Here is a 24,300-nt window from a genome sequence, read left to right on the forward strand (position 1 = left end):
CCTCGAATAGTTCCCCATCGGGATGCAGCTTGGGACGCTGACGAGGTCGATGTCGCGTCAGACGGGCCCGGTAGCCCGCCAGGCCGGCATCGTAGCCCTTGATGGGATCGACCGTGTGGCGAGCGATTTCTCGCGACACGGTACTCGGTGCACGGCCCAGATGAGTGGCGATGGCCCGGATCGAATGAGTGGCTCGCATCATCATGATGGCGGCTCGGTCTTCAGCAGAGAGATGGCGATAGCAATGAGTCATGGCAGCACCGTACCTGATGGGTCACGTGTTGCATTTGGTCATTGAGACCGCCCTTCCTCAGGCATATTGGGAGGGCCTGCATAGCCACGAAAGATCATCAAGTTGATATCGGAATATCCCAACTCATTGAAAGTAGGAACTCCGTCGTAGGGCGCATCAAGCCTGTCCTCTGCGAATGTCGCTAGAAAATCGACGGTACTCGGATCGACCCGTGAACCAAGCTTGAATACGGCGGCGTCGATATGGCCACCCAAAAGGGCTGAGGTGACTTCACCTGTGCCATTGAAGGGAACATATTGAAATTCTGCATCCACGTTGGAGTTGATCATTGCGAACGCCAGGTGGTCTTCACCACCTCGGGAAGAGCCACCAATCGTGACGCTACGCGGATCTTGCTTCGCTTGTTCAACAAGGTCATCAAGATCGTCGAACTCGCTGCCGGCTTTCACGGCCAGGAAAAGGGTGTCGAGTGCCAGGGTGCCCAGTGGAGTCAGATCATCAAGTTGAACAGCGGCGTCATTGACCGCCATGCTCATCATCTGTCCGGCATTGAAGGTCAGGAGGGCATGACCATCGTCCTTCTTATTGAAGATGTAGCTATTACCAATGGCTCCCGAGCCACCTGGGCGATTGTTGACCAATATGGTCTCATCGACCGCTCCGGTCTCACGTATCGCCTCTACCAGCATGCGAGCATTGATGTCGCTGCCTCCACCAGCGCTATAGGGGACCACAAATTCCACGTTACGCTCCGGTTCCCAGGCACTTGCGCTGCCGCTGGCCATTGCCATGCAAAGGGCGCCTGACAATGTTGCCTTTCCTAACCATCTCTTTGCCATCATCATTTTTCTACCTCGCATTGTAGTTGTTCCATTACAACGACAAATCAGGCAAACCTCTCATGGACTGGCGCGCCGAGATCGCTGTGTGAGCCATGCCAGTCTGGCGCCTGATGCTACGTCGAATCCCAAGTTAAGATACCTCACGATAACCATCCAATCCTTTTTTTCGAACAGTCGATAACTTTTTAGAATCAAAAAGCACCATGTTCTGATAATCTAAGGTGATTGGCTGTACATAAAAATCGATTGGAAAGTTATTGCTGTCACTCCTAGTCTGATGAAGATCCCTGGGGTATTCCCATACATTTTAGGAAGTTAACCTATGTCTGATAAAAAACATTGCATTGCCGTGACACTAGGCGATCCTGCGGGTATCGGACCTGAACTGGTTGCACGTCTGCTTGCCTGCCAAGATACTGTGAGCAAGGCTCAGTTCGTGGTGGTGGCAGATCGTTGGCTATGGCAAGAAGGACAGCGGGTCGCGGGGACCAGTCACCAGCTTCCTGAGGTCGAAAGCTTTGCGGAGGTTCGCCTTTCCGATGGGCCCGTACTGCTGCCGGTCGAGACTGTGGCGCGTGACGATATTACCTACGCACAAGTCGGAGAGGCGGGTGGTGCCTCGGTGCTAAAGGTGCTGACGCAATGCATGGATGCTGCGCAAGCGGGCCATATCGATGCCATTTGTTTTGCACCGCTGAACAAGCTTTCCATGAAACAGGCCGGTCTGACACAAGAGGACGAACTGCACTTTTTCGCCGACTATCTCAAGGTCGATGATGACGTATGCGAGTTCAACACCCTGGGGTACCTGTGGACCTCGCGGATTTCATCCCATGTACCGCTCAAGGATGCGGCAGACTATGTCACCAAGGAGCGTATCAACAACGCCACGCGATTGATCTATGAGTCGCTTCAGGCAGCCGGTGTGAAGGCACCGCGCATCGCGGTGGCTGCATTGAATCCACATGCCGGTGAAGGCGGCACCTGCGGGCGCGAGGAGATCGATATCATCGCGCCTGCGATAGAAGAGTGTGCTTCGAACGGTTACCCGGCGCAAGGACCTTTCCCGGCGGATACGATTTTCATCAGGGCCCGGGACGGGGAGTTCGATGGCGTCGTGACGATGTATCACGATCAGGGGCAGATCGCGATCAAACTGCTTGGCTTCAAGAGCGGCGTGACAGTCCAGGGCGGTCTTCCGATCCCCATCACTACACCGGCTCATGGTACCGCCTTTGATATCGCAGGTCTTGGCAAGGCCGATGATGGTGCTATGCGCCACGCCTTCGACATTGCTTGCCGCATGGGAGCTGCCCATTTCGTCAGACACCAGGGCGACAAGCTTGAGGACTAATTACTGGCTTTCAGGAACACTAAGAAGCAAAGGACCGGCCGCCCCAGTCGTCGAGACAGTGAGGAAAAATGAAAATGATTAATAACGTGCCAGCCGTCATCAGGCTGCACCAAAGCGATAACGTGGGTGTGGCGGCCAGGCCGGTACCTAAAGAGTATCCTATCGATGATGCTCAGCATCTGACCGAGGAGAATATCGATGCAGGCCACAAGGTGGCGTTGCTGCCCATCGCCAAGGGCCAGGCCATCGTCAAGTATGGGCAGGTCATCGGCCTGGCGAGTCGTGACATCGCCGTTGGCGAGCATGTGCATACCCATAATGTCGGCATGCTCGAGCGCGATACTTCTTTGAAAAGCTTCAAGCCGGCATCCCGCACGGTGGTCACCCGTGCCGAGCGGACCTTCGATGGGTTTCATCGCGCCAATGGGCAGGTGGGTACCCGCAACTACATCGGCATACTGTCCACGGTCAATTGTTCGGCGACGGTGTCCAAGGTCGTCGCCGAGCAACTCAATGCAACTCATGAGTTCGAAGCGTTGGGTTTCGATGGTGTCGTTCCCGTGACCCATGGGACGGGGTGCGCCATGAATACCGAGTCCGAAGGCTTTGCCTTCCTGGAACGCGTGTTGACCGGCTATGCCGTGAATCCCAACTTTGCCTTCGTGTTGATCGTCGGGCTGGGGTGTGAAACCAATCAGGTCAAACAACTCGTCGAGAAGCATGGGTTGTCCGATAGTTCGCGAATCTACTATTTCAATATTCAGGGCGCGGGCGGGACGCGCGCGAGCATCGAGTTGGCCAGCAACAAGATTCGCGAAATGGCGCGAGAACATGCGCATGCCCAGCGCCAGCCCGCGCCATTGAGTCACCTCAGCGTCGCCTTGCAGTGCGGTGGCTCGGATGGCTACTCGGGCATTACCGCCAATCCGGCCCTGGGTCATGCCGCCGATCTCATCGTGCAGCACGGTGGCAGCGTGATTCTCAGCGAGACACCGGAGATCTACGGTGCCGAGCATCTCTTGATCAATCGCGCCATCGATGCGGAGGTGGCCCGCAAGTTGCTCGAACGCATCGCCTGGTGGAAACACTACACTCAGATCAATGGCGCCCAGTTGAACAATAATCCCTCGCCGGGCAACAAGGCGGGGGGGCTAACGACCATTCTCGAGAAGTCACTGGGTGCGGTGGCCAAAAGTGGCTCCTCGAGCCTCAATGACGTGATCGAATACGCCGAACCCTTGAGGGTGCCTGGCTTCAATTTCATGGATAGCCCCGGCTACGATCCGGTTTCCGTCACCGGTCAGATCGCCTCGGGGGCAACGGTCGTGTGCTTCACGACAGGGCGCGGTTCCGTGTCCGGCTTCAAACCGGCGCCTTGCTTAAAGCTGGCAACGAACACGGCGATGTACGACAGCATGCAGGAGGACATGGACGTCAACTGTGGTCATGTCGTCGATGGCACCGCCACGGTACAAGAGGTCGGTGAACGTATCTTCGAAAGGATCATCGCCATTGCTTCCGGCGAACCCAGTGCCAGCGAACGCCTGGGCTATGGCAACAACGAATTCGTCCCCTGGATGGTAGGAGCGGTGACCTGATGACGTTGCCGCCTCTCGGAGGCAGCTTCTCCTTCTACAAGGGCAGTCTATAAGGCCAGGCTACAAGGGCATGTCGTTGCGGCGTCTCAATTCGCGCACCAGGGCACTGTGATCCAGGTCGCCATCCCCATGGGCCACGAGATCCTCGAAGAGCCGATTCACGAGCGTCGCCACGGGGAGTTCGAGGGACAAATTATCGGCCAGCGACAGCGCCGTCTGGGTGTCCTTCAACTGCCATTTCGCGGGACCGCCGGGCTTGAAATCCCGCGCCAGCATGCGTGGGGCATGGGCGCGCAGGATTGTCGAATCGGCGAAACCGCCCAACAGCGCCTCGCGCACCTTGGCCGGATCGGCACCGCCACGCTCGGCCAGCAGCATCGCTTCGGAAACCGTGGCAATGGTGCTGGCAACCACCAGTTGATTGACCAGCTTGGCGAGTTGCCCGGCGCCTGCCGGCCCCACCCGCACCGGATTGCCCAATACCTCGAGCAAGCCGCTCAATCGCTCGAATGCTGTGCTCTCACCTCCCGCCATTATGGCGAGCTTGCCCTCGATGGCGCCTTGCTCCCCGCCGGAGACCGGGGCATCCAGGTAATGGATGCCCCTTGCCGACGCCGCCTCGGCCTGACGTTCGGCATTGGCAACGGGAATGGAACTCATGACTACCAGCGTGCTGTCGCGGCGCATGGCATCGAGTACCCCCTGCGGGGCTAGAAGAATGTCATCGCAGACCGGGCCGGAACTCAGCATGACGATGACGACATCGCTCTCTTCGACGGTCCGTGCTGGCGTGCTGCCGATCTCGACGCCCAGCGGCAAAAGCGCCTCAGCCTTGCTGGCGGTGCGATTCCAGGCGCGAATTTGGTGACCTGCTTCGGCGAGGCGTCTGGCCATGGGAGCCCCCATGATCCCCGTGCCGAGAAAACCGATCTTCTTGACGTCGTTCATCTTGATTCCTTCAGCAGGGGCGAGACGCTATTGTCTGACTGCTCCAGTGGTTCAAGCAGACACTGTGCGGCGGGCCAGATGCGCATAGAGCTCACGAATGCCGTAGCGCCAGGGTGGCAGGCGATCACTGCGATCGACGACATTGACCAGGGCTCCCAGGCCAGGGGTGGAGATGGTGACGCGATCATCCAGATGATGCGTAAAGCCTTGTCCGGCGCCATCCCGGTCCTGGATCGGCGAGAACATGGTGCCCAGGAACAGCATGAAGCCATCGGGATACTGATGATGAGGACCGCAGGTCTGTTGCACCAGGTCGAGGGGGTCGCGGCTGATCTCGCGCATGTCGCTGGTGCCTTCGAGCTTGAAGCCATCATCCGCCCCCTCGATCAGCAACGACACCTTGGCCTGGCGCACGCTGTCCATATCGAAACGATCGTCGAAGAGGCGAATGAAAGGGCCGATGGCGCAGGAGGCGTTGTTGTCCTTGGCCTTGCCCAGCAGCAGGGCGCTACGCCCCTCGATGTCCCGCAGGTTCACGTCGTTGCCCAGGGTCGCGCCGCGAGGCCGGCCTTGGGAGTCGACGGCGAGGACGATCTCCGGCTCGGGGTTGTTCCACTGCGAGGCGGGGTGCAGGCCGACGCGAGCACCGAAGCCCACCGATGAAAGCGGTTGGGCCTTGGAGAAGACCTCCGCATCGGTGCCGATACCGACTTCCATGTACTGGGACCAGGCACCGCGTGATTGAAGCTCGGCCTTGAGTGCCAGGGCGGCCTCGGAGCCGGGCTCGATCTGCGACAGGTCGCCGCCGATCAATGTCTTTATCTCGCTGCGCAGCGCATTGGCCCGCGTCAGATCGCCGCCAGCCTGTTCCTCGATGACCCGCTCGAGCAGGCTGACCGCGAAGGTCACCCCGCAGGCCTTGATGGCCTGAACGTCACAGGGTGCGAGCAGGTAGGGGGCGCGTTGAGGCGTGGCCAGCGAATTGTCGAGCAAGCTTTCCACCGAACCGAGCGACTCGCCTTCGGCGCGGGAGACGAAACTCGCCGCATCAGGATAATCCAGGAGATCCGCCATGGTCATGACGTGACCTGAAATGTCGATCACCTCGCCATCCTTGATCGCCACGATGGCGGGCCCCGGGTGCGGGCTGTCACGCCATACCCGGCCTACGAGAAGGGCATCTTGATAGTCATCCGGCAGGCAACGCGATGCAGCAATAGTGTCCATGATGGGTCTCTTGTCGGTAAGGCGTCCAACGCAATTGGTTTTCCGCTCAGCATAGAATGGCCGGCCGATCACAATCCAATACAAGTTTTTACTGTGGCGATTTGTGACGGTTATCGTTTGCTTGTTCACTAGCCGTGGTTGGCATCATCGGCGACAAGTGGTTTAGGTTTGAAGGAGCCGCCTATGGGCGTCAACAGACCGACACTCTGGAATCGACATGACTGACAGCAAGCACAAGATCACCTCGGACCAGTTGCGCTCACGCTGGTGGTTCGACAATCCCGACCATCCGGGCACCACGGCGCTATGCATCGAGCGCTACATGAACTACGGCGTCACCCTGGAGGAATTGACAAGTGGCAAGCCGATCATCGGCATTGCCCAATCCGGCTCCGACCTCACGCCCTGCAATCGCCATCACATCGAGCTGGTGAAACGCGTCAAGGACGGCATTCGCGCCCGGGGCGGCGTGCCCTTCGAGTTTCCCATGCATCCCATTCATGAAAACGTGCGCAGGCCCACCGCAGCGCTGGATCGCAACCTGGCCTACCTGGGGCTGGTCGAGGTGCTGCATGGCTACCCGCTGGATGGCGTGGTGCTGACCACTGGCTGCGACAAGACCACGCCGGCCTGCTTGATGGCGGCGGCCACGGTCAACATTCCCGCCACCGTGCTCTCCGGCGGGCCGATGCTCAACGGTTGGCGGGGCAGCGAGCGGGTCGGCTCGGGGACCATCATCTGGGAGTTGCGCAAGCGCCTGGCCGCCGGGGATATTGACTATGACGAGTTCCTGGCCCGGGCGACGGACTCGGCACCGTCGATCGGCCACTGCAATACCATGGGTACCGCCTCGACCATGAACGCCCTGGCCGAAGTGCTGGGCATGAGCTTGCCCGGCTCGGCGCTGATTCCGGCACCCTACAAGGAGCGCGCCGCGGTTGCCTACAGCACCGGCGAGCGCGTCGTTGACATGGTCTGGGAAGATCTGCGACCCCTCGACATCCTCACCCGCGAGGCCTTCGAGAACGCCATCGTGGCCTGCTCGGCGCTGGGTGGCTCGAGCAATGCGCCGGTGCATATCAATGCCATCGCCCGGCATGCCGGCGTCGAGATCACCAATGACGACTGGCAGCGCCTGGGGCACGGCATTCCGCTGCTGGCCAACGTGATGCCGGCGGGTGCCTATCTCAGCGAGGAATTTCATCGGGCCGGTGGCGTGCCGGCGGTGCTCAACGAACTATCCAGTGCAGGCCACCTGGAAGGGCGGGTAGTGACCGTCAATGGCAGAACGCTGGCGGACAATATCGACGGGTGCGAAACCGGCGATGAGGATGTCATCCGCCGCTATGCCAATCCCTTGGTTCAGCATGCCGGCTTCCTCAACCTGAAGGGCAATTTGTTCGATTCGGCCCTGATGAAGACCAGCGTCATCTCGGCGGACTTCCATCGGCGCTTTCTCAGCCATCCGGACGATCCCCAGGCCTTCGAGGGCGCTGTCGTCGTGTTCGATGGTGCCGAGGATTATCATGCGCGCATCGACGATCCGACGCTGGGAATCGACGAGAACACCATTCTGGTGATGCGCGGCGCAGGACCGATCGGCCATCCGGGCGGCGCCGAGGTGGTCAATATGCAGCCCCCCGAAGCCCTGATCCGCCGGGGTATCGAGTCGCTGCCGTGCCTGGGGGATGGACGTCAGTCGGGCACTTCCGGCTCGCCATCGATCCTCAATGCGTCGCCGGAAGCCGCGGTGGGGAGCGGCCTGGCATTACTAGAAAGCGGCGATCGAATCCGTATCGACCTTCGCCTGGGCGAAGCCAATCTGCTGATCGACGATGAAACGCTGAAACGGCGGCGCGAGCGTTTGGCGGCCCGGGGCGGCTATGCCTATCCCGTGCACCAGACGCCTTGGCAGGAAATCCAGCGCAGCATGGTCGAGCAGCACGACCGCGGCATGACCCTCGCGCCGGCTACGAAGTATCGTGATGTGGCACGACGTTCGCCGCCCCGCGATAATCATTGAACCGCCTCAATCTCCGGCGAGATGATCGCCCAGCTTGCGCATGAAGTCGCTGGCTGCCTCGAGTTGGGATATCTCGATGTACTCGTCTGGCTGGTGCGCCTGGGCGATGCTGCCGGGGCCGCAGATCACCGTCGATAACCCGACGCGCTGGAACTGGCCGCCTTCGGTGGCGTAGGCCACGGCCTCGTTGTCGCGCTCGCCGAGCAGGGCGTGGCACAAGGTGAGCGCCTCGGTGTTGTCGCGATCCGCCAGCGCCGGGACGGTCTCGATCAGCTTCTCGGTGCGGATGCTGACCTCGGGTGCGCGCTGCTTGAGTTCACGCTCCAGACGTTCGGCGAATTCGTCGAAACTCACGATGACCTCATCGAAGCCATCCTGGGGCAGGTGGCGGATTTCCCAGTCGAACCGGCACTCCCGGGCCATGATGTTGATCGCCGTGCCACCCTGAATCTTGCCCACGTGCAGGCTGGAGTGGGCGACGTTGAAGGCCTCGTCGACGCGGCCGGCCTCGCGCAGCTCCGCCATGATGTCCTCGATCTTCGTCACCAGGCGCGCGGCGACGTGGATCGCCGAGACGCCCTGGTTGACCTGGCTGGAATGGGCCTCGTGGCCGGTGACCGTGGTGCGCAAGGTGGTGATGCCCTTCTGCGCAACCACCGGGGCCATCAGGGTGGGCTCGCCGACGATCACCGCCGCCGGACGCGGGTAGTCCGCCATCAGGCGCTCGATCAAGCGCGGCGCGCCCAGGCAGCCCACTTCCTCATCAAAAGAGAAGGCCAGGATGATAGGCCGCTCCAGATTCTGCTCGATCCAGCACGGCACCTGAGCGAGGGTGCAGGCGATGAAGCCTTTCATGTCGCAGGTACCACGACCGTAGAGACGCCCATCATTGCCGTCGGTCAACGTGAAGGGGTCGCCCGTCCAGGGCTGGCCATCCACCGGCACCACATCCGTGTGCCCCGAAAGTACCACGCCACCGGCGACATCCGGCCCGATGCGCGCCAGCAGATTGGCCTTGCTGCCATCGTCGTTTTCGATGCGGGTATAAGGTACGCCGAAGTCGGCAAGATAGCCCTCGATGAACTCGATCAACTCGAGGTTGGAATCTCGCGAGACGGTGGCATGGCCGACCAGGGTTTCGAGCAGTTGCTGTGCGGATGGCATGAGTACTCCCTATCGAGATGCGATATCGCTCAAGCCTAGCATGTCGGCATTTGGTGGGCAGACCAAAGTAGCCATTGATGCGCGATGCGCAACACGCTAGAATTTCTTGATGATTAAATCATTCCGGCACAAGGGATTGAAACGGTTCTACTCGACTGGCAGTACGGCAGGGATACAGGCTGACCATGTTAAGAAATTGCGCATGCAGCTCGCGGCTCTCGATACTGCTACGTCAGTAGGTGACATGGATATTCCGGGTTTTCGCCTCCATTCCCTGAAAGGAAAAGACAATGGACGTTGGTCAATTTGGGTCAACGGCAATTGGCGTATGACGTTCGAGTTTCGGGACGGAAATGCCTATGTGCTTGATTACGAGGATTACCACTGATGACTATGCATAATCCACCTCATCCCGGTGAGTTCATCAAGGACGTTTATCTGGAGCCTTTCGGCATCAGTTCGCGTCAGCTTGCATCGAGTCTGGGGGTTTCGCCTTCTACCTTATCCCGGCTGCTCAAAGGGGATAGTGGCATAAGTCCTGAAATGTCCCTGCGACTGGCAAAGGTTCTTGGGCGCTCTCCGGAAAGCTGGCTGACGATGCAGGACGTGTACGATCTTTGGAAGGCCCGTAAAACGGTCAATCTGGATGATGTCCATCCTTTGGACTTTGAAGCGGCTTAATGGCTTGAGTGAGGAAAACTTCATCGCTCGTGACCTCACCTACGATGCCACCCTAGCAACCTGCAACTGACCGGGGTAGCGTTTACCCGAATCCCTGTGCGGGCGGGCAGGGGTATGCCGGGTCACCGACATGTTCACGAAATGGCGGTTTTTCGACATATCAGCTAGACATGTTTAAGAAACGCAATTTTTTCGACACGTTCTCTAGATATGTCGACGCCATCGACATAAGCTGGTGACGTGTCGATTTTTGAGCGAAAAATGAACATGAGCTGGCGCCCCGACCAACCTTATAACGCCTTGCCGTCGTTACCCCCGGCCGTAGAACTTGAGACTCCGGTAGTGCTGAAGGCCTGCATACCGGCCCGGGCGGCCTTGGCGGAGCTGAAGCAGGCGGGGGAGTTGCTGCCCAATCAAGGGCTGCTGATCAACCTGCTGCCGCTGTTGGAGGCACGCGATAGCTCCGAGATCGAGAACATCGTCACCACTACCGATCGACTCTTTCAGTTCGCCCAGGAAGCGACCCATGCCGATCCGGCGACCAAAGAAGCGCTGCGTTATCGCACCGCGCTGAGTCATGGCTATCGGCAGCTTGCCAGGCGGCCACTGTGCACCAATACGGCGGTGGAGATTTGCAGCACCATCAAGGGCGTGGACATGGAAATCCGTCGAGTGCCTGATACTACCTTGGCCAATCAAGCCACCGGCGACGTGATCTACACTCCGCCGATGGGCGAGGACACCCTCCGGGAGCTGCTGGCCAACTGGGAACGCTACCTGCATGAAGAAGATGGCGTCGACCCCTTGATCAAGATGGCCGTGGCCCACTACCAGTTCGAGGCGATTCATCCTTTCACCGACGGTAACGGACGCACGGGCAGGGTATTGAGCATTCTTTACCTGATCGAACAGCAGCTGCTGTCGTTGCCGATTCTCTACCTCAGTCGCTACATCATGCTCAACAAGCCTGACTACTACCGATTGCTGTTGAATGTCACTCGTGAGGGGCAGTGGCAGGCGTGGCTGCTCTACATGCTCAAGGCCGTGGAATACACCGCTAGATGGACCACCGATAAGATTGCGGCGACACGTACGTTGATTGAAGAGACCACGGCCTATATTCAGCGGACACTTCCGCGAATCTATAGTCATGAGTTGGTACAGGTAATTTTCGAACAGCCTTACTGCCGCATCAGCAACCTGGTGGAGCGCGATATCGCCAGACGCCAGACCGCCTCGAGCTACCTGCAGCAGTTGTGCGCGGTCGGCGTGCTCGAGGAGGTCCACGCCGGTCGCGAGAAGCTCTTCATGCACCCGAAGCTGATCAAGTTGATGACCGAGGACGGCAACGAGGTCACTCCATATTCAGCTGAATGACGGAAGTGGCACTCCCGCCCCGCGAATTCGCAAATTGATTATGTTCGAAGGGCACATTGTGTCCCCCAAAATGGCCTTTGATGAATGCGATTAACACCAGATTGGCATCCAAGATATCTCGATAAGGCGGTAGTTTCGACGCCATTTTTGGATATGCCGACGGCATCGATTCCTTGATCATGGGAGTTTACATAGGGCGCGAAAAGCTCGTCATGTGTCGCAAGTTGTCAGCCGGATGATTGGCAGGGGAAACGAGATCCCTTCCTAACTGGCTGGCTGATACACGCTATACGGCACAGCGGATTTTCGATCTCGACCGAAGCGGCTGGCTCAGTGTTCAAAAAGGGGCGGCCTGACCTGTGCTGCGGTTTGCCGATAGCGCGGCTATCAATATCAAGCTTTTAACCAAGGAGGGTGTGCAGTGAAGAAGCACAGTGGTGTCTGCTATCGACCCGAAGCGGCCATGCTGGCAAAGGCCACCTGAACGTTCATCGGTGCTATGCAGCCGGCGCGATGATTGGTGATATGAAGCCTAATTATTATTAATTCTAATGGAATTCAGAGAGTTAGAATGTGGGTGACTCGCAGTATAACACGAATGAACGTGCCGGCGCGTTCAAGTCAATAAACGAGCCGGCCACCTAATACCTGTTATGTTCCGAATGGAGTGTAGTGTGACCTTGGAAGAAATTGACAAGCAGGTTCGCTTACAAAGAACGGAAGATCTAATTTGCTCTCGCACAAGCGAAGCTGTGAAGGTCGGAGAAATGTTTTATTGCATACAGTGCCACGAAAAAGATGGGCGCATCACCCAGCTGCGGCCGTTAAGAGGCAAAAAGAACACACTCAATTGTGTTTATTGTTCCACTGTCAAGCAATGGCGATCAGGAATCTAAATCTAGCGCCTTATTTGAATCCATGATTGGAAAAACTAACGGGGAGTTATAATGAGATGAGGGCATTGATTTTTATATGTGCACTGTCGTTGAGCGAGGTTTGCTTGTCTGGCGAAAGCATAAATGTAGTAGGATCTGGCAACGATTCATGCGGGAAGTGGAGCAAAGACAGAAAGACTTCAGCAGAATGGCATCAAGCTGGGCAGTGGATAAATGGTTATTTTGTTGGGGTCCAGGACATACTGGGTGACGAAATTTCTTTCAAGTCAGTAGATACATATGCTCTTATATCGTTTATGGATAGGTTTTGCGAAGAAAACCCCCTAAGCTCGATTTATGACGGAGTGCTTCCTCTCATGAAGGCTTTGGTAGTGCCAAAGTGAATCACATAACAAAACGCTGCACAGGACAAATTTCCGCTGCGCTCCAAGTTTCCTGTGAGCGTGGCGTTATAAGCCAAGGAGGAAGCATTAGGAATGCTCGAACTTTTTGACGAATGGCGTCTCCGCGATCATCACAAAGACCATCTCTTCATCTCTGATGGAATCATTGATCAGGTACAGTGGAATAACAGCCCAGTGAAAATACTGTTTTTGCTAAAAGAGGCATACGACTCTGTAAAGACAGAAGGCACATGGGATCTTTGCGGGCTTGTGAAACGCCTTGGCGTGTCTGGCCGCACTTTCAAGCCGATGGCTCAATGGGCGTATGGCGTATCGGCAGTGAAATCCACTAGCACCATAGTACCTTTTAAAGGGTCTGGTGAACCGCTTGACAAGGCGTTGAGATCATCAGCGGTCATAAATATTAAGAAAAGCCAGGGAAAGAAAAAGTCTAGTAGTACGAACCTCATCTCTTATGTTGACCGTGATTGGGATTTGATCGAGAAACAAATCCAGACAATCAAGCCTGATGTAGTCATCTGCGGCAAAACTTGGCCAATGATATCTAGTCGGTTGGAAAGTGTAGAAAAGGTCTCAGATCGCGTTTACCGTTCAGGTGGTATTCAGTATATTGACTTTTGGCATCCTGCGAATCGGGCGTCAAACAAAATGAATTACTATTCTCTCTGTGCTTTAGTCCAACTCGCAGGTGGATAAGCTGGCTATAACAAGTGAAGGCACAGCGACGCCCATTACATTGCGCCTTCGGCTCCATTTCATGGGCGCGCATGCTGCAAGCGTTATATGAAACATCTCTCAACTTCCGTTTCTGGCCGTAAGCGGCCAGGCCTATTCGGTGCGGCCTGCCATATAACTAGGCATCTCCATACAGAAACTGGTTAGCTTAGCTAACTCAGCGGAAAACGAGAAAGGTCACCCATTTCTCGCTTGAAAGCATGGCTTGGGAGTTGATCAGTAGTGGTAGCGAAGCTGTGCAATCAGCAGCGCATCATCCGTGACCTTGTAGATGATGCGGTGTTCATCGTTGATGCGCCGAGACCAGTAGCTGGCCAAACCGTGCTTGAGGGGTTCCGGCTTGCCGATGCCCTCAAAAGGCGTGCACTGGATCTCCTTGATCAGTTGGTTGATTCGGCGCAGCACCTTCTTGTCGGTCTTCTGCCAGTAGAGATAGTCCTCCCAAGCGTGCTTGGAAAAGGTCAGCTTCATTCTTCGATGAGCTCCCGCTCTTGGCCATTTCCTTCCTCCAGTTGGGCGATGGATTCGAGCAGGCGGCGGGCGTTCTTTGGTGAGCGCAGCAGGTAGGCGGTTTCCTGAAGGGCCTCATAATCTTCCAGCGAGATCATCACCACCGATGAAGCCTTGCTGCGGGTGATAGTGACCGGCGCATGGTCATCGCAGACCTGCTGCATGGTCTTGGCCAGATGGGTGCGTGCGGTGGTATAGCTGATGGCGTCCATGGGATGCACCTTGTACGTAATCTTGTACTGTACAGAATAGCGTACGCCATGTGGCTGGGCAACCGTCGGCTTGATGCCAGTGTGGAGCGTTAGACACTCACCAGCCTCGCCCGACTCGCCCCATTCCCCAGCGGTTCGATACGCACCTGCACCGGTATTCGTTCGTGCATTTCCTGTACGTGGGAGATCACGCCGACGCGGCGCCCCTGGGCCTGGAGGCCGTCGAGGGCGTCCATGGCCAGGGCCAGGGATTGGGGGTCGAGGCTGCCGAAGCCTTCGTCGATGAACAGCGATTCGATGCGTAGCTGTCCCGAGGCCATCGAGGCGAGGCCCAGGGCTAGTGCCAGAGAGACCAGGAAGGTCTCGCCGCCAGAGAGGGAATGCACCGAGCGGCGTTCGTCGCCCATGTCGCCGTCGATCACCAGGATGCCGAGTTCGCTGCCACCACGGGTCAGGCGGTAGCGCCGCGACAGCGAGGCGAGGTGGGCATTGGCGTGATCGAGCAGCTGTTCCAGGTTGTAGGCTTGGGCGATGCGCCGGAAGGCCTTGCCGTCCGCCGAGCCGATCAGTTCGCTGATGCTGCCCCAGCGGTGTTGTTCGCGGCGGGCTGCCTCCAGTTCGGCGAGCAGTTCGCGCTGGCGTTCGCGGCGGCGGTCGTCGTCATGCAGGGCGTGCCGGGCCGAATCGCGTTTCTGCTGGGCGGCGGCGTGGCGCTCGGTCACGTCGGTTTCCTCGGTGTCGAGGCGTTCGCTCAGCGCGGCGATGCGGTTTTCTGTCTCCTGGTCGAGCAGGGCGTCGTTGTCGTCAGCGGCGAAGCGCTCGCGTCGGTGGGCCGCCAGTGCCTGACGTCGCTCTTCCAGACTGATCTCGGCGGCGTGACGCTCGCGCTCGGCATCTTGCAGGCGCCGTTGCTGTGACTGGCGCTCCTCCTCGGTGATGGCCAGCAGGGCGGACAGGGTGGCGTCATCGAACTGCGGATGCCGCTCACGCCAGACGTTCAGCTCGCGATCGAGCGCCACGTGCTCTTGCCGCAGGGCTTCCAGCTGCTGTTGTCGATGGTCGAGGGCCTGGCGCTGACGCTGAGCCTCGCTGGCGGCGTGCTGCTCGCGGTCGCGTGACTGTTCGGCATGTCGACGAGCCTGCTCCAGGGTGTCGTCGAGGTTTTGCTGCCAGGCGGCCGGATTGGCATGCTCGCCCAGGGATTCCTGCAGCTCACGCTCCAGGCGCTGGCACCGTTCGGCCAGTGGCGCCAGTTCGTCGTCGAGAGCCGCTAGGCTGCGCTCGTGCTGCTCGCAGCGACTGGCCAGCCCGCTGAGCTCGACTTCCTGACGCTGCAAGGCGTCGCGCAGCGGCGCAAGCCGCTGCTGGGTCGCGTCGAGCGTTTCGAGGGCCTGGCGAGCGTCTTGCCAGTGCGTTTCGGCCCGATCACGATGCTCACGTAGCCAGCCCGCGGCATCCGTCTGTTCGAGCAATGCCTGGCCGCCGGGTTGATCGAGCAGGGTAGCGCGGTGGGCGGTGGTTTCCTCGGCCAGCTTGGCGATCTGGGCGGCGTTCCGGGTCAGCTGCGCCTGGAATGCCCGGTATTGCCCTTGCAACTCATGATGCCTTTCTCGTGCGGACTCGACGAACTTCGCTGCTTCGCCGAGCTGGCGCCGTTCCTCGCGTTCGGTGGCCTCGAGCTGTGCCTGGGCGGGTTCGCTCGGTGGGGCCTCGCGGTAGGGATGGTCGAGGCTGCCGCACACCGGGCAGGGCTGGTCGTCGCACAGTTGCTGGCGCAACAGGAGCATGCTCTCGCTGCGAGCGGCGCGTAGGCCATCGATGCTGGCCTGTAGTTGGCGCTGCCGGGTTTCCACTTCTTCGAGCTGGGTCTTGGCCGCCTGCCCTTGTTCCAGTATCCGGGCCTGCTCCCGAGTGTCGCTGTCGTGTTGGCGGCGCAGCGCCTCGAGACGTTGCTGGCTGTCGTGCCACTGGCGCCAGTGCTGCTCCAGGGCCTGCAGGGACTGGCGACGCTGGCTGGCCCTCTCTTCGTCGGCGAGCAGGGCGCGCCGGGCGGTCAGGGCATCCGCGTGTTCACCTAGCTGTTCGCGTAGCGCGGCTTCCAGCGCGTCGAGTTCCTGACGCTGCCGGCGGTAGGTGGCTTGCAGCGCTTCGTACTGACGTCGATCTTCCGTCAGGGCATCGGCGATCCGCTGGCGACTGGCTTGCTTGTCGCGCCGCTGATGCTCGCAACGATCTCGTTCGGCGGCCAGTTCCCGGGCCGCCTCGATCCGTGGCTGGGCTTTCTTGCGGTGTCGGTCGGCCTCGCCGAGGACCGTATCGGCGCGGCGCTTTTCCTCGGCGACTTGGGCATGCTGCCGCTCGGCCTCGCTCAGCGCTTGGCGGGTGGACGTGCACTGCTGCTCCTGCTCGCGACCCTGGCGTTCCAGGGTCTCGCGCCGCAGGAAGCGGTGGCGCTGGGGGGCGAGCCGCTCGAGCAGTTGCTCCTGTTCGCGCTGCGTGGACAAGGCCTCGTCGCCGCGGCATGCCTGGTCCATGCGTTCCTGGGCCTCTCTTGCGGCCTGGGCCAGACGCCGGTCCTGTTGCAGCCACTGGCGTTCGCTTTGCAAACGAGTGCCTTCGGCCTGGACTGATTTCAGCTCATGCTCGCTCTCGGCGGCTTCCCGCTCGAGTCGAACGCGCGTCTCGGCGTCTGCAGGGAGTTCGCCGGCAAGGCGCCGTTCGAACTCGGCGACGTTCTGCTGAGCGCTCTTGGCACGGCGATAGGCGGCAATCGAGATCTTCGAATATTCGCCGGTGTCGGTGAGCTTTTCGAGCAGTTCGCTGCGGGCGTTGTCGTCCGCCTTGAGAAAGGCGGAAAACTCGCTCTGGGCCAGCAGCACCGCCCGGGTGAACTGCTCGAAGGAGAGGCCCAAGCGTTCGGGGAGCAGGGCGTCGAACTCGCGCTTCTGGGCGGTCAGCAGACGGTTGTCGTCGAGATCGGTAAGAGATTGTTCGACCGCCTGCAGGCGGCCATCCTGGCGCTCCCGGGCGCGGCGCACGGCCCAGCGGGCCCGGTAGCGGCGCCGGTCGCGACCCAGGAAGTCGACCTCGGCGAAACCGCTGGCGCAGCCACGACGCAGCAGGCTGCGCGGGTCGAAGCTGGTGATGGCCACGGCGCCGGGATCGGGGACGCGGGCCTGGTCCTGACGGGCGCCGCGCAGGCGCGGGGTGCTGCCGTAAAGCGCCAGGCACAGAGCATCGAGCAGGGTGCTCTTGCCCGCGCCGGTGGGGCCGGTGATGGCGAATAGCCCCTGATCGGCCAGCGGCGCGGCGGTGAAGTCGAGCTCATGTCGACCCGCCAGGGAGGCGAGGTTCTCCAGGCGAATGGCGAGGATCTTCATGGGCGGGCCACCCCGGCGTCTTCCTCGCCGTCCTGCACCGCCTGCAGCAGTCGATCGAAATCCTCGCGTATCCGGGGCGTGGGCTCGCTACCGTAGCGCTTGTGCCAGGTGCGCATGAATAGCTCCCGGGGCCCGAGGCTGTCGAGAGTCACCCGGGATTCCCGGGTGTCGTCCTCGCTGTCGGGAAAGCGCGTATGGATGCGCAGCAGCCGCAGCGGCTTGCCGTCCAGCGCGGCTTCCACCCGGGCGCGCAGATCCGGGCAGGGCGCGGTGAGTTCCACGCGCACCTCCAGCCACGGCCAGCGCTGGCGGGGCAGGCTGGCGTCACCCTCCAGGGCGCCGAGTTCCTGCAGGGCCTGTTCGAGAGGCGCAGGGCCCACTCGGCGCAGTTCCACCGCCCGCGGAATCGGCAGCGACTCGACGCTTGCCAGCGCTTCGTCCTCCAGGGTGATCTCGACGACCTGGTGCGGATAGTGACTCTCGGAGAAATCCATGGGCAGCGGCGTGCCGCTGTAGCGGATGCGATCCTCGCCGACCCGCTGGGGACGATGCAGGTGGCCCAAGGCCACATAGGCGATGTCCTCGGGAAAGAGGCTCGCCGGCAGGGCCTCCTCGCCGCCGATGACGATGGGCCGCTCGCTGTTCTCGGAGACGCTCGCGCCCTGCAGATGGGCGTGGCTCATGGCCACCAGGGCCTGGCCGGGCCGGCGACGAGCCCGGGCGGCCTCGATCAGTTCGCGATGCACTCGGGCGATGCCCTCGACGTAATCGTCGATGTCGCCGCCGGTCACCTCCGCCGGGCGCAGGAAGGGCAGGGCCAGGCACCAGGCGCGAATCTCGCCCTGGGCGTCGTGCAACGGGATCAGCAGGCGCTCGGCGTCCAGCTCGCCGTCGTCGCGCCACTGCACGCGGCCCCGGGCATGGGCATGCAGGCGTTGCATCAGCGGCGCCGGTAGCTCGATGCGCGAGCCGCTGTCGTGGTTGCCGGCGATCATCACGATCTCGAGTGTCGGTAGCCGTTCGTGGGCGCCGACGATGAAGTCGTAGAGCAGTTCCTGGGCGCGCAGGGACGGATTGACCACGTCGAAGATATCGCCGGCGATCAATAACGCATCCGGTTGCCGGATGGCGAGGGTGTCGAGCAGCCAGTCGAGGAAGGCGCGGTGTTCGTCATGGCGCTCCTGGCCATGGAAGGTCTGGCCGAGATGCCAGTCGGCGGTGTGGAAAAGCTTCACGGTATGCTCCTGCGACGAGGGGCCTAGTGTAAAGGATGAACAGTGTGAATGAAGGGGAGGATGTGAAACTGCTAGGCTGGGGCGATCCTTGCCAGATAAATGGATGCTTATGAGATCGCCGCTTCATGAATGGACGCTCGAACCGCAAGAGGCCATGGCCCTGCAACGCCGCCTGGCGTCCCGGGCCGAACGCCGCGACCGCATTGACGAGGTGCATCATATCGCCGGGGTCGACATCGGCTTCGAGGATGACGGCGAGACGACCCGGGCCGCCGTGGTGCTGCTAGCCTGGCCGGGGCTCGAGGTGCTCGAGGAGGTCGTGCATCGCGAGCCCACGCGCATGCCCTACATTCCCGGCTTGCTGTCGTTTCGCGAGATCCCGGCGGCGCTGGGCGCCTTCGAGCGTCTGTCGCAGCGGCCGGACCTGGTCATGGTCGATGGCCAGGGCATCGCCCATCCGCGTCGCTTAGGCGTGGCCTCGCACCTGGGGCTGTGGCTCGATCTGCCGACGCTGGGCGTGGCCAAGAAGCGTCTGTGCGGCAAGCACGGCGAGGTGCCCGCAGGCCGCGGCGAGTGGACGCCTCTGATCGATCGGCGCCGCGACGAGGATCCGGAGGAAGCGCTGATGGATGAGGCCGGCCGCGTCATCATCGGCGCCATGCTGAGAAGCCGGGAGGGCGTCAAGCCGGTGATCGTCTCGCCGGGGCATCGCATCAGCCAGGCGACGGCCCTGGAATGGGTCATTGCCTGCCTGGGTCGCACCAAGCTGCCGGAGCCGACCCGGCTGGCGGATCGCCTGGCCTCGCGGCGCGGCAAGGCGTTTACGAGCGAAAAGCGCCAAGGCGATATCTCTTACCCTTCGAGACCCCGTCATGACCGATAGCATTACCAGCCTGGACCAGACCCGCGCCTGGGTCGAGCGCTTCGTGGTCGCCCACGATATCTGCCCTTTCGCTCGGCGTGAGCTCGAGCGCGACAGTATCCGCTACGTGATGGCCAGCGCCGAGAATCTGGAAGAGGCCCTGCTGGCGCTGATCGACGAATGCCGACGCCTCGACGATGACCCGAGTATCGAGACCACCCTGCTGGTATTGCCAAACGGGGTAGAGGATTTCGACGACTATCTGGATCTGCTGGGCTTGGCCGAGGGGCTGCTCGAGGATCAAGGTTATGAAGGTGTCTATCAGCTGGCCAGCTTTCACCCCGACTACTGTTTCCACGGCGTGGACGAGGACGATCCCGCCAACTACACCAACCGCTCGCCGCACCCCATGCTGCACCTGTTGCGCGAGGCGAGCATCGAGCGCGTGCTGGCCAGTTTTGCCCACCCCGAGCGAATCCCCGAACGCAATGCGGCGCTGCTGCGTGGCATGGGCCGTGCCTCTTTCGCCGATGATGCCCGGGCCTTGAAGTCTGACGATTGAATGCCATGGTGGGTAGTAGGCAGGCAGATTCGATCTGTCAGAGGCTGTTCCGCTCGCTATCGCCTACAGTGGTTAATTGAGTTGGGACATTCGAATATCTCGCGAAAGGAGACGACATGAGCATCAAGAAGCAAGGATCCGCCGAGTGGCAGGGCAGCCTGAAACAGGGCAAGGGCACGGTATCCACCGAGAGTGGCGTCCTGAAGCAGAATCCCTATGGTTTCAACACACGCTTCGAGGGCGAACCGGGTACCAACCCCGAGGAGCTGATCGGTGCCGCCCACGCCAGCTGCTACTCCATGGCGCTATCGATGATCCTGGGTGAGGATAGCCTGGAGCCCGAGAGCATCAAGACCAGCGCCACCGTATCGCTTGAGCAGGATGACAGCGGCTTCACCATCACCGCGGTGCATCTCGAGACCCGGGCGAAGGTGCCCGGCGCCGATCAGGCCAAGTTCGACGAGGCGGCCAACAAGGCGAAGGAGGGCTGCCCGGTCTCCAAGCTGTTCAACGCCAGGATTACACTAGACGCCAAACTCGAAAGTTGAGGTTTCTTGTCGAAGAGGTGGGACTTGACGCCGGCCGCATGGCCGGCGTCGTGGTTCGTGACGGCTACTCCACGCGGGTATCCATTCTATCCGATGAGTACTCACTGGCGGCGTTGACCAATGCCCGGATCAGGCGCTGTTGAGGGCGATTGAAGATCAGGAATTCGGGATGCCACTGCACGCCGATGAGGAATCGGTGATCGCGGCTCTCGATGCCCTGTACCAGGCCGTCGCGGTCCCGGGCAACGACATCGATGCCTCGGCCGGTGCGGTTGATCGCCTGGTGATGCAGGCTGTTCACCTGGCACCAGCTGACCTCGAGGAGGTCATGCAGGCGGCTGCCGAGGGTGATGTCGACGGTCTTGCGTGGCAGTACCGTGCGCCGTTTCTTGATGTGATCGAAGGAGGTGTAGATATCGCTGACCAGGGAACCGCCCAGATGGACGTTGATGATCTGGGCACCGCGACAGATGCCCAGCACCGGGCAGCCGCTGGGCAAGAGCCGTTTCAAAAGCGACAGTTCCAGGTTGTCCCGTTCGGGGTCGACGCGCACGTCGAGCTGCACCTCGCCGCCGTAGAGCTGGGCGCCGATGTCGTCACCCCCACCGACCACCAGCCCATCGAGGTCGTCGGGGACGGGGCGCGAGGGTGACAGACGCATCGGCCTCCCGCCGGCACGCCAGACCGCCAGCCAGTCACACCACCAGGCCAGCAGGCTCTTGTGATCCGAGGTCGTGATACCGATCCGTGGTCGTGTCATGAATCCTTCATCCACTCCTTGAGCCGATTCAGCCACTGGGTCACCGAAGAGCGCCGATGGTACTCGACATAGGCCGCGCCGCGTTCGGCCAGAAGGTCGGCGTCCGCGGCCAGGCGCTCAACCTCGACCCAGCGGTTCCATTCCGAGACCGCGCTCCAGTCGGGTTGCGAAAGCTGGGCATTGGGCAAGCGGTAGTGGAAGGTCGGACGCGGCTTGACCAGTTCGTCGGCCAGCAGCGGGCTGGGATGCCCGGGACGCAGATAGGCGAACAGCGGGAACAGGTCGAGTTCTCGATTGCGGCTCGGGTTCGCGACCAGATAGTCGTCGATCAGCGTATCCAGGTCCGGTGCATACCCGGGGTCGAGTATCTTGAGGGCATACTCCTTGGTGAAGGGGTTGGCGTGAGGCAGCACCTCCCGGGTGATATCGATGTCGATCTCCTCGCGCAACCAGGCAGCCAGGATCATGTAGGCGCGCAGTTGGGCGAGCAGGTCGCTGGCCTCGGCGCTGGCCACTTCCGGATTGAGGTGCAGGCCGAAACCGTACAGCAGGCTGTCCCGGGTATCTCGGGCGCCCTGCAGGCGCAGCGCGTCGAACAATGCGTCGAGTTCGTTGAGGGCAAGCCAGGGAATGGGGGGGCAGACGATCTCGGTGGGAACGATGCCGGCCACCGCATCGCCCAGCAACCGGCGCGTACGCTGATGGAGCTCCAGGCGCAGGTGCTGCCACTCGTCGTCCTGGGTGCCGGCCTTTTCCACCACCTTGTGATCCGGATGAACATACTTCGAATCGAGCTCGATGGTGAAATCGCCCCATTGGCTACCGCTGACCTTGAGCCGATGGGGGCTGAGGTGCTCGAGGGTGCCGCCGAAGTGCGCGCGCACGAGCTCCGCCGCCTTCGAGGGCGCGATGGCAGCGAATTCGATCTCGACCCCGACGCGGCGCAGGTGACCTGACTCGGTACGAGGATGGGGTGGGGCTTCGGGGGTCACGGCAACTCCTTCTTCGCTCGTGACGAGCACGGGCATCCATGAGGGCGAACAGGCGAGACCTTGCCTCGTCGTCAAGAGATGCGCGGTCCGATAGCCACCCCTTGTCGTACGTGCTCCGCCAGGCCCAGGCCCGCCTCGTGCATGGTCAGATAGGTCTGGTCGGCGCCCGCCTCATGGATCGACTGTGCCTCGTCCTGGTAAAGGCTATGCGCAACGATGGCACCCGTAAAGCCGTGACTGCGCAACTGGCGAGTGGCAAAAATCTTCGACTGGGCGTCTGGCAGGGTCAGGACGACGGCCTGGATGCCTCGAAGATCGATGGCATTCCAGAAGCTGATGTCCTCGCCGTCGGCATAGACGATATGCCGGCCCTGGGCATTGTGACCCTCGACGCGGCTGGGGTCGGCATCGATACCGATGACCGGGATGTCATCCTCGCGCAGGCGGTCGTAGGTGGAGGTGCCCGTGCGTCCCATGCCGATGACCAGCACCCGGGCCTCACCCAGAGAGGCGGGCTGTTCGTCCGGATGCCAGTTTCGCGTCTCGAAGCGTGTCAGCCAAGGCTCGACGCGCACGAACAGATAGTGCGCCTTGCGCTGCAGCGGCGAGGCCACCAGAAACGACAAGGCCACGGCAAGTGCCAGCCCCACCAGGGCATCGGGCACCAGAGCCGCCGCCACGATCAGGCCGAACTCGCTGTAACTGCTGAGGTTGACGGCGGCCTGGAAGGCGTTGCGTGCCCTGAGGCGAAACAGGATGAGCAGGAAGAAGAACAGCGCTGCCTTCAGCGGCAACAGGGCGACGAAGGCCACCGCAAACCCGATGGACTCCCAGTCCGGGAAGCCGGACATGCCGATTTCCAGGAAGAAGCCGACCAGGAACAGCTCCTTGAGTGCCCAGAGCGACTTGCCGATCTCCTGGGCGCGCGGATGCTGGGACACCATGGCCCCGAGTACCAGGGCGCCGACCTCGCTGGAGAGGCCCAAGGCGCTGAAGCCGGCGCCACCGACCACCACCGCCAGCACCAGCCCCACCAGGAGCAGCAATTCATCATGCCCGCTGGCATCGATCAGGCGATGAAGTGCTGGCCGCAACAGCGGCAGACCCAGCAGTATGAGTGCCCAGGGCGAGGGTGTCTGTCCGATGGAAAACGCCAGCACGAACAGAGCGATGAGGTCCTGAATGATCAGGATGCCGATCGTGACGCGGCCGTGAAAGGCACGCAGTTCACGACGTTCCTCGAGATTCTTGGCGGACAGCACGGTACTGGAAAAGGCCAACGCAATCGCCAGAATGAGCGAGTTGGCCCAATCGACACCGCCCAGCCAGTGCAGGCCCAGGGCGAACACGCTTACCGTGACCATGAAGTGCGCCAGCCCGCCGCCGACCACCTCGGGTTGCACGAGACTCTTGAGCTTGAGCTTGAGCCCCACGCTGAATAGCAGCAGCAATACCCCGAGGTGGGCAATGTATTCGAGGATTTCCGGGGTCGCGGTGGGCAGCGCCAGGGTGTCGCGCAGGGGGTTGATCAAAAACCCGGCCCCCAGGAAGCCGACCAGGGGAGGAAGGCCGAAGCCGCGGGCGACCAGGCCAAGCAACAGGGCAAAGGAGAGACAAACGACTTCCAGCATCAGAGCGGACTCCCGGGGTTTTTCGATGCGGTCACAGGATATTCTCGGGCAAGATACCGCGCGTCGTTTTACCCGATCGACATGACGGTTGCCAGTCCTGACACGA

Annotated in this window: 22 protein-coding genes; 10 read left to right on the forward strand and 12 right to left on the reverse strand. The window is 60.9% G+C overall.

The window, feature by feature from the left end:
- Together BUA41_RS07490 and BUA41_RS07495 are read right to left on the reverse strand one after the other, a co-directional pair.
- Positions 1–253, reverse strand: a 253-nt coding sequence (locus BUA41_RS07490; protein WP_139249082.1) for a helix-turn-helix domain-containing protein, incomplete at its 3' end; no start/stop codon positions are given.
- Between the two features lie 38 nt (positions 254–291).
- Entirely contained in the window at positions 292–1,044 is a 753-nt protein-coding gene (locus BUA41_RS07495) for a Bug family tripartite tricarboxylate transporter substrate binding protein (protein WP_245791878.1), read from the reverse strand.
- Positions 1,045–1,417: 373 nt separating this feature from the next.
- Between BUA41_RS07495 and BUA41_RS07500 the strand changes: the two genes are divergently transcribed.
- Positions 1,418–2,449, forward strand: a complete 1,032-nt coding sequence (locus BUA41_RS07500; RefSeq protein ID WP_072821377.1) for a 4-hydroxythreonine-4-phosphate dehydrogenase PdxA — start codon at positions 1,418–1,420, stop codon at positions 2,447–2,449.
- 68 nt (positions 2,450–2,517) lie between these two features.
- Entirely contained in the window at positions 2,518–4,047 is a 1,530-nt protein-coding gene (locus BUA41_RS07505; protein ID WP_072821379.1) for a UxaA family hydrolase, read from the forward strand.
- Between the two features lie 60 nt (positions 4,048–4,107).
- Here BUA41_RS07505 and BUA41_RS07510 read toward each other — a convergent pair whose 3' ends face one another.
- Together BUA41_RS07510 and BUA41_RS07515 are read right to left on the reverse strand one after the other, a co-directional pair.
- Positions 4,108–4,995, reverse strand: a complete 888-nt coding sequence (locus tag BUA41_RS07510) for an NAD(P)-dependent oxidoreductase (RefSeq protein ID WP_072821381.1) — start codon at positions 4,993–4,995, stop codon at positions 4,108–4,110.
- Between the two features lie 51 nt (positions 4,996–5,046).
- Complete coding sequence (locus BUA41_RS07515) at positions 5,047–6,222, reverse strand: fumarylacetoacetate hydrolase family protein (RefSeq protein ID WP_072821383.1); 1,176 nt, start codon at positions 6,220–6,222, stop codon at positions 5,047–5,049.
- Between the two features lie 217 nt (positions 6,223–6,439).
- Here BUA41_RS07515 and BUA41_RS07520 point away from each other — a divergent pair, with 217 nt between their 5' ends.
- A complete protein-coding gene (locus BUA41_RS07520; RefSeq protein WP_072821385.1) occupies positions 6,440–8,245 on the forward strand; it encodes an IlvD/Edd family dehydratase in 1,806 nt (601 codons plus the stop codon).
- 6 nt (positions 8,246–8,251) lie between these two features.
- On the opposite strand, the gene argE is transcribed toward BUA41_RS07520, so the two are convergent.
- On the reverse strand, positions 8,252–9,409 hold the full coding sequence (argE, locus tag BUA41_RS07525) for an acetylornithine deacetylase (protein ID WP_072821387.1): 1,158 nt from the start codon (positions 9,407–9,409) through the stop codon (positions 8,252–8,254).
- Between the two features lie 109 nt (positions 9,410–9,518).
- On the opposite strand from argE, the gene BUA41_RS07530 reads away from it, so the two are divergent.
- The 4 genes from BUA41_RS07530 (at position 9,519) to BUA41_RS18910 (ending at position 13,463) form a co-directional block, all read left to right on the forward strand.
- Positions 9,519–9,797: a type II toxin-antitoxin system RelE/ParE family toxin gene (locus BUA41_RS07530; RefSeq protein ID WP_072821390.1), complete on the forward strand. Its 279-nt coding sequence runs from the start codon at positions 9,519–9,521 to the stop codon at positions 9,795–9,797.
- Complete coding sequence (locus BUA41_RS07535) at positions 9,797–10,090, forward strand: HigA family addiction module antitoxin (RefSeq protein ID WP_072821392.1); 294 nt, start codon at positions 9,797–9,799, stop codon at positions 10,088–10,090. Before BUA41_RS07530 ends, BUA41_RS07535 begins: the two co-directional genes overlap by 1 nt.
- Before the next feature lie 267 nt (positions 10,091–10,357).
- On the forward strand, positions 10,358–11,467 hold the full coding sequence (fic, locus tag BUA41_RS07540; RefSeq protein WP_072821394.1) for a protein adenylyltransferase Fic: 1,110 nt from the start codon (positions 10,358–10,360) through the stop codon (positions 11,465–11,467).
- Positions 11,468–12,839: 1,372 nt separating this feature from the next.
- The gene (locus BUA41_RS18910) at positions 12,840–13,463 is read left to right on the forward strand and encodes a hypothetical protein (RefSeq protein WP_139249083.1); all 624 of its coding nucleotides are present in this window, start codon (positions 12,840–12,842) and stop codon (positions 13,461–13,463) included.
- 255 nt (positions 13,464–13,718) lie between these two features.
- Here BUA41_RS18910 and BUA41_RS07545 read toward each other — a convergent pair whose 3' ends face one another.
- The 4 genes from BUA41_RS07545 to BUA41_RS07560 form a co-directional block, all read right to left on the reverse strand.
- A complete protein-coding gene (locus tag BUA41_RS07545) occupies positions 13,719–13,973 on the reverse strand; it encodes a Txe/YoeB family addiction module toxin (protein WP_072821396.1) in 255 nt (84 codons plus the stop codon).
- A complete protein-coding gene (locus BUA41_RS07550; RefSeq protein ID WP_072821398.1) occupies positions 13,970–14,224 on the reverse strand; it encodes a type II toxin-antitoxin system Phd/YefM family antitoxin in 255 nt (84 codons plus the stop codon). The genes BUA41_RS07545 and BUA41_RS07550 overlap by 4 nt, the downstream gene beginning before the upstream one ends.
- An 89-nt stretch (positions 14,225–14,313) precedes the next feature.
- Positions 14,314–17,604: an AAA family ATPase gene (locus BUA41_RS07555; protein ID WP_072821400.1), complete on the reverse strand. Its 3,291-nt coding sequence runs from the start codon at positions 17,602–17,604 to the stop codon at positions 14,314–14,316.
- Positions 17,601–18,839: an exonuclease SbcCD subunit D C-terminal domain-containing protein gene (locus BUA41_RS07560; protein ID WP_072821402.1), complete on the reverse strand. Its 1,239-nt coding sequence runs from the start codon at positions 18,837–18,839 to the stop codon at positions 17,601–17,603. Before BUA41_RS07560 ends, BUA41_RS07555 begins: the two co-directional genes overlap by 4 nt.
- A gap of 109 nt (positions 18,840–18,948) precedes the next feature.
- Here BUA41_RS07560 and nfi point away from each other — a divergent pair, with 109 nt between their 5' ends.
- The 3 genes from nfi (at position 18,949) to BUA41_RS07575 (ending at position 20,811) form a co-directional block, all read left to right on the forward strand.
- Positions 18,949–19,722 carry a deoxyribonuclease V gene (gene nfi, locus BUA41_RS07565; protein ID WP_072821404.1) on the forward strand — a complete coding sequence of 258 codons (774 nt, stop codon included), beginning with the start codon at positions 18,949–18,951 and terminating at the stop codon, positions 19,720–19,722.
- On the forward strand, positions 19,712–20,263 hold the full coding sequence (locus BUA41_RS07570; RefSeq protein WP_072821406.1) for a DUF1415 domain-containing protein: 552 nt from the start codon (positions 19,712–19,714) through the stop codon (positions 20,261–20,263). Before nfi ends, BUA41_RS07570 begins: the two co-directional genes overlap by 11 nt.
- A gap of 116 nt (positions 20,264–20,379) precedes the next feature.
- The gene (locus tag BUA41_RS07575; protein ID WP_139249084.1) at positions 20,380–20,811 is read left to right on the forward strand and encodes an OsmC family protein; all 432 of its coding nucleotides are present in this window, start codon (positions 20,380–20,382) and stop codon (positions 20,809–20,811) included.
- A 64-nt stretch (positions 20,812–20,875) separates the two neighbouring features.
- On the opposite strand, the gene BUA41_RS07580 is transcribed toward BUA41_RS07575, so the two are convergent.
- The 3 genes from BUA41_RS07580 to BUA41_RS07590 all read right to left on the reverse strand — a co-directional run bounded on the left by BUA41_RS07580 (position 20,876) and on the right by BUA41_RS07590 (position 24,194).
- Entirely contained in the window at positions 20,876–21,571 is a 696-nt protein-coding gene (locus BUA41_RS07580) for a gamma-glutamyl-gamma-aminobutyrate hydrolase family protein (RefSeq protein WP_072821408.1), read from the reverse strand.
- Entirely contained in the window at positions 21,568–22,563 is a 996-nt protein-coding gene (locus BUA41_RS07585) for an amidoligase family protein (RefSeq protein WP_072821410.1), read from the reverse strand. Before BUA41_RS07585 ends, BUA41_RS07580 begins: the two co-directional genes overlap by 4 nt.
- A 71-nt stretch (positions 22,564–22,634) precedes the next feature.
- Positions 22,635–24,194 (reverse strand): cation:proton antiporter domain-containing protein, encoded by a 1,560-nt coding sequence (locus tag BUA41_RS07590; protein ID WP_072821412.1) that lies wholly within the window; start codon positions 24,192–24,194, stop codon positions 22,635–22,637.
- Positions 24,195–24,300 lie beyond the last annotated feature (106 nt).

The organism is Modicisalibacter ilicicola DSM 19980, assembly GCF_900128925.1.
GTDB classification, from domain to species: Bacteria; Pseudomonadota; Gammaproteobacteria; order Pseudomonadales; family Halomonadaceae; genus Modicisalibacter; species Modicisalibacter ilicicola.

Bases quoted from the DNA above. Each gene is read 5' to 3' on its own strand.
- BUA41_RS07495 (WP_245791878.1), bottom strand. From the start codon at position 1,044: ATGGCAATGGCCAGCGGCAGCGCAAGTGCCTGGGAACCGGAGCGTAAC.
- BUA41_RS07500 (WP_072821377.1), top strand. From the start codon at position 1,418: ATGTCTGATAAAAAACATTGCATTGCCGTGACACTAGGCGATCCTGCG.
- BUA41_RS07505 (WP_072821379.1), top strand. From the start codon at position 2,518: ATGAAAATGATTAATAACGTGCCAGCCGTCATCAGGCTGCACCAAAGC.
- BUA41_RS07510 (WP_072821381.1), bottom strand. From the start codon at position 4,995: ATGAACGACGTCAAGAAGATCGGTTTTCTCGGCACGGGGATCATGGGG.
- BUA41_RS07515 (WP_072821383.1), bottom strand. From the start codon at position 6,222: ATGGACACTATTGCTGCATCGCGTTGCCTGCCGGATGACTATCAAGAT.
- BUA41_RS07520 (WP_072821385.1), top strand. From the start codon at position 6,440: ATGACTGACAGCAAGCACAAGATCACCTCGGACCAGTTGCGCTCACGC.
- argE (WP_072821387.1), bottom strand. From the start codon at position 9,409: ATGCCATCCGCACAGCAACTGCTCGAAACCCTGGTCGGCCATGCCACC.
- BUA41_RS07530 (WP_072821390.1), top strand. From the start codon at position 9,519: ATGATTAAATCATTCCGGCACAAGGGATTGAAACGGTTCTACTCGACT.
- BUA41_RS07535 (WP_072821392.1), top strand. From the start codon at position 9,797: ATGACTATGCATAATCCACCTCATCCCGGTGAGTTCATCAAGGACGTT.
- fic (WP_072821394.1), top strand. From the start codon at position 10,358: ATGAGCTGGCGCCCCGACCAACCTTATAACGCCTTGCCGTCGTTACCC.
- BUA41_RS18910 (WP_139249083.1), top strand. From the start codon at position 12,840: ATGCTCGAACTTTTTGACGAATGGCGTCTCCGCGATCATCACAAAGAC.
- BUA41_RS07545 (WP_072821396.1), bottom strand. From the start codon at position 13,973: ATGAAGCTGACCTTTTCCAAGCACGCTTGGGAGGACTATCTCTACTGG.
- BUA41_RS07550 (WP_072821398.1), bottom strand. From the start codon at position 14,224: ATGGACGCCATCAGCTATACCACCGCACGCACCCATCTGGCCAAGACC.
- BUA41_RS07555 (WP_072821400.1), bottom strand. From the start codon at position 17,604: ATGAAGATCCTCGCCATTCGCCTGGAGAACCTCGCCTCCCTGGCGGGT.
- nfi (WP_072821404.1), top strand. From the start codon at position 18,949: ATGAGATCGCCGCTTCATGAATGGACGCTCGAACCGCAAGAGGCCATG.
- BUA41_RS07570 (WP_072821406.1), top strand. From the start codon at position 19,712: ATGACCGATAGCATTACCAGCCTGGACCAGACCCGCGCCTGGGTCGAG.
- BUA41_RS07575 (WP_139249084.1), top strand. From the start codon at position 20,380: ATGAGCATCAAGAAGCAAGGATCCGCCGAGTGGCAGGGCAGCCTGAAA.
- BUA41_RS07580 (WP_072821408.1), bottom strand. From the start codon at position 21,571: ATGACACGACCACGGATCGGTATCACGACCTCGGATCACAAGAGCCTG.
- BUA41_RS07590 (WP_072821412.1), bottom strand. From the start codon at position 24,194: ATGCTGGAAGTCGTTTGTCTCTCCTTTGCCCTGTTGCTTGGCCTGGTC.